The organism is Marinobacter sp. (assembly GCF_039977835.1).
In the GTDB taxonomy this organism is placed as follows: Bacteria; Pseudomonadota; Gammaproteobacteria; order Pseudomonadales; family Oleiphilaceae; genus Marinobacter.
Map to the genome: position 1 here is coordinate 1 of NZ_JBDWCL010000035.1, position 4,516 is coordinate 4,516.

Annotated in this window: 4 protein-coding genes; 3 read left to right on the forward strand and 1 reads right to left on the reverse strand. The window is 55.9% G+C overall.

The features are described 5' to 3' along the window. The first annotated feature begins 1 nt into the window (after position 1). Positions 2-373, forward strand: a complete 372-nt coding sequence (locus ABJM11_RS09525; protein WP_348294256.1) for an ectoine synthase — start codon at positions 2-4, stop codon at positions 371-373. A gap of 228 nt (positions 374-601) precedes the next feature. Next, positions 602-1,684 carry an IS630 family transposase gene (locus ABJM11_RS09530; RefSeq protein ID WP_348294258.1) on the forward strand — a complete coding sequence of 361 codons (1,083 nt, stop codon included), beginning with the start codon at positions 602-604 and terminating at the stop codon, positions 1,682-1,684. A gap of 343 nt (positions 1,685-2,027) precedes the next feature. Here ABJM11_RS09530 and ABJM11_RS09535 read toward each other — a convergent pair whose 3' ends face one another. Then, positions 2,028-3,230 carry an IS110 family transposase gene (locus ABJM11_RS09535; RefSeq protein ID WP_348294260.1) on the reverse strand — a complete coding sequence of 401 codons (1,203 nt, stop codon included), beginning with the start codon at positions 3,228-3,230 and terminating at the stop codon, positions 2,028-2,030. A 542-nt stretch (positions 3,231-3,772) separates the two neighbouring features. On the opposite strand from ABJM11_RS09535, the gene ABJM11_RS09540 reads away from it, so the two are divergent. After that, a partial coding sequence (locus ABJM11_RS09540) for a response regulator (RefSeq protein WP_348461495.1) occupies positions 3,773-4,516 on the forward strand: 744 nt, incomplete at its 3' end.

Genomic DNA, 4,516 nt, shown 5'->3' on the forward strand with positions numbered 1-4,516 from the left:
CATCATTGGTACCGAGCGTGAAGTCAGCGACAAGCAGTGGACCAGCCGCCGTCTGCTGCTCAAGAAGGACGGAATGGGATTTTCCTTCCACGAAACCATCATCAAGGCAGGCTCCGAGCACACTTTCTGGTACAAGCACCACCTGGAAGCCGTTTACTGCGTTGCCGGTAACGGGCGCATCAAGGACCTCGCCACGGGTGAAGTTCACGAGATTACCGACGGTACCCTCTACGCCCTGGACAACCACGACAAGCACATCCTGTACGGTGGTACCGAGGACATGCGCCTGATCTGCGCCTTCAACCCGCCGGTGACCGGCCAGGAAGTTCATGACGAGGACGGCGCCTACCTGCCGGACAGCAGCGATAACTGATCCGCCCTGATAGGGCGGCTGATCTGACCGCTGGCACACCCATGCCGGCGAGTCCCGATCTTGATGGCGCCACCACTGGCACGTTTGTCCGGCCTGCGCCTGGGCACTGGTAAAGAATGAGACGGGCTATGACCACAACATGGCTGCGGCTAGTGTTCCGTCCGGGTAATTCCTAAGCGAATATGTGGTATAATTCGAGCTGTTATTCACGAGTTTGGAGACTCTGTTTTGGCCCGGAAACCAGCACCCTTTAGTCTTACGGTAAACGATCAACTGGAGCTGGAAAGCTGGTTGCGAACAAGCACGCTGAGCCAGAATCTCGTTCAGCGAGCACGAATCGTTTTGGCCCTGGATGCCGGTGAATCACCCAAAGACGTTGCTGAGCGACTGGAAACCAGTACGGCTACGGTATTCAAGTGGCGTAATCGTTACATCGAACAGGGCCTGAGCGGCCTTCAGGACGCTCCAAGACCTGGGCAACCCAGAAAGCTGGACCAGAAGAAGGTTAAAGCAATTCTCGATGACACGGTAAAAAAGCTGCCCAAGGAATCCAACCACTGGAGCGTGCGGCTAATGGCCGAATATGCCGGCGTCAGTCGCTGGCAAGTGCACCAGATCTGGAAAGCCGCCGACCTGAAACCGCACCGGCTGAAAACCTTCAAAATAAGCAATGATCCGGACTTTGCTGAAAAGGTTTTCGATGTCGTTGGCCTGTACTTGAATCCGCCAGATAACGCCCTGGTACTGTCTGTTGATGAGAAAACGCAGATCCAGGCACTGGACCGTACGCAGCCTAAGCTCCAACTGAAACCGGGCCAGATCGAGCGCCGCACCCACGATTACAAGAGGCACGGTACGACCAGCTTATACGCGGCCCTGAATATCCTAAACGGCGAGGTGATTGGGCGCATCACACAACGCCACCGCGCCAAAGAATTTCTCGACTTTCTGCGACAAATTGATCGAGAAACACCGAAAGAGCAGGATCTTCATCTGATTCTGGACAACAGCTCGACTCATAAAACACCAGAGGTGAAAGCCTGGCTGGAGAAACATCCCCGGTTCAAGCTCCACTTCACACCAACCAGCGCCTCCTGGCTGAATGCCGTGGAAGGCTGGTTTGGTCAGCTGGAACGCCGCGCTTTGTACCGTGGGATCTTTACCAGTGTGGGCGAACTCAAGACGGCGATTCGCCGGTATATAAAGACCCATAACGAGAAACTGGCGAAGCCGTTCCGGTGGCACAAAAGTGCAGAATCGATTATGACTTCAGTGGTACGAGCAAAACTGAGCATTATTGATAATAAATAAACGGATTAACCGGACGGGACACTGATATGTTTTGACCTGTCAAATGGTTGCGCAATGTTCGTTGTTACACCTCCGGTTAAGCACGTTGGATCAGAGCACGGCCAGGCAGTTTGCGACGGTGGATCATACTGATATACGTGGATTGGTTACCGACCTGACTTCACTACGTCGCGGAGCTGGCCTTTCTCTAGCAGCAGGGTTCAGCGACCGGAACCGCCTCTGAGCAGTTTCCCGGCCACTGCCGGTTTAGTGGTTCCCAAGGGTTCTCCACACCGGCCTGGCCCTGCCCTGACTCAACGTGCCTCTTTACCTCATCCTATGCCTGCTTTTGGGTTTTGAGGGTTCATCCGGCGTTCGCGGCCCCGCGAACCCTCGGCATTTCTTCCCGGACGATTGCCCAGATAAAACCTGCCAGTTCCCTCGCAATCGCCACACACACCAGCTTGCTGTTCTTGCCGGCCTGGATGAGATCCCGGTAGCGACCGCAAAGCCGTTTCTGGGCCTGCCAGGCGATCCCCTTCGCAGCCTCTGAGGCGGGGGCCGCTTTACGCTTGAGGTGTTTCGTCTGGCGCGCCGGGAAGCGGTAACTCCAGGCTGACTCAACCAGCATCCGCCGGGCATGACCATTGCCCGTGAGCGTGATGCCGCCCTGGCGACGCCTCCCGCCACTGCTGTGCTCGCTCGGCACCAGCCCTAAAAATGCCATTAGCTGGCGGGGCGAGTCGAAGCGGGAAATATCCCCCAATTCGGCCAGCAACACCATGGCGGCCAGCGTGTCGACCCCCCGTAGCGCGACCAGAGCCTCCACCACCGGTGCCAGGGACCACTGCGCCAACGCCCGTTCCATCTGTGCCCGCAGATCGGCCACTCGCTGCGTCGCCGCCTTCACCGCATCGACATACTCCTGCAGTACCACCTGCTGCCAGTCGTGCGCAAATTTCAGCGACTCCAGCCACGTGTAATGGGCCTGCGTCCAGCGTTTCTTGCCAGCGGGCCAAGCGTGACCGTGACGCAGCACGAAAGCGCTCAGCTGCTGGCGGGCCTTGCGCTCCTGCGACTTCATATCGCCACGAGCACGGGTCAGATCCCGCATCGCTTCCTGCTCCGGGCCGGGCACCCAGACCGGCGTCAGGTCGCCGCTGCGCGCAAGACGGGCGAGCTTCAATGCATCCCGCCGGTCAGTCTTGATCCGCTCCGCCGCCGCCTTGGGAATGCGCGACGGCGCCACCACCTCACAGATATGTCCAGTACCGGCGAGCTGGTGATACAGGCCATAGCCACAGGGTCCCGCCTCATACACAAACTGTAAGACACCCCCACCAAACCGCTCACTCAGGCGCCGCACGAGCTTCTCAATCGATTTCGGGCGGTTGGCAATCTCACCTTCGGAGCGGGGCTCCTGCCGACCGGGTTCGGCCAGGGCCACCGCAATCGTTTCCTTGTGGACGTCCAGGCCCACATACGCGGCGTAACATTCCTGCCCGGGTAGTTCCAAGCTCGCTGAAACGGTATCGATTCGGGACGCATCTGGTTTAAACTCGTTCATGACCTGCCCTCCTCAAAGTGGCTCTGCTGTTGGTTTCTTTCCGTCCTCAACAATAACCCACGATCGTTGAGGACGGGCAGGTCAAAACATCATGTCTAGCATGTGAAAGCGCTATCGGAAGCACGCAAGTACGTTAAACAGAGTTTCCACGGAGGAGGTAGCCATACACGTCCAACAATGTCCTATGGTGACATGGGCCCGTGCACGCGGCTGTAAAGCGCGTTTTCAAAAATGAAGGGATTTCAACGGCGGACGTAACCAACTGGAGATTAGTGGCAGACGATCAATAAGCCATTGGTTTACCGAGCGAACGAACCAAAGCGCTTAGTGCGTCTCTTCGAACTGACTTTCCGCTGTAGATCAGAGGCGTGGTTGCTGTATCGGGGCTTTCTTAACACGCAATTTATGAACGCATTTCATCTCTGCGGCCAAAAGCGGGAGATGAAGACTTCAGGCTTTTTAGTGAGGTCAAAATGTACAGTTTATTATTATCGGTTTGATCTTCGGAGCAAATCCCTTGCTCCGATGTACTGGTGTCCATCTTGCAAAACTACAGCGAAAACTCCGTCAGTGATGGCGTTGATATGACTCCCCACGTCACCGGCGAAACTTCGGAGTGTTTGGGGCGGCTGCTCATTGGTGACGATGAGCCGCGGTTGCTTAACAGTTTATGCTCGATATTGCGTGACAAGGGGTTCGAGGTCGACGGGGCCCAGGATGGCGACGCCGTCTGCCAGCGATTACGAGAGAATGCCTACGATCTGGTTTTGTTGGATATCCGCATGCCTGGAAAGAGCGGTTTAGAGATCATGGCCTGGTTGAAAGAAACCGGCGTTGACGCTCCGGTCATCATTATCAGCGGGCATTCCGACTATCGCATCGTCAGGCAAGCATTCAAGCTGGGTGCCTGTGATTATCTAAGAAAACCCTACGATGTAGATGAATTAATTCGGGCTGTCGGCGGCACGGTTTTGGAACGACGGCAGGCCCGTTCTCAGGCGGCTACGGGTTGGTCTAACCCCCTAACGGGCGAGTTTTTTAAACACACACTTGATCATCTTCCGGATCTGGTTTTTTCACTGGATGAGCGTAAGTGCATCAACTATTTGAATCATCACTCCGAGAGTCTCTTGGGATTACCGACAGAGGAGCTGATTGGCCAACCGTTTTCTCAGCTCGTTCATGAGGGTGACATCGCTAAGCTTCCACTGCTATTTGGTAAGAACGAGGTGGGAGAGCCAGTAACCCAAGAGATCAAGCTTAAAACCTACCATGGAGGGATCGGT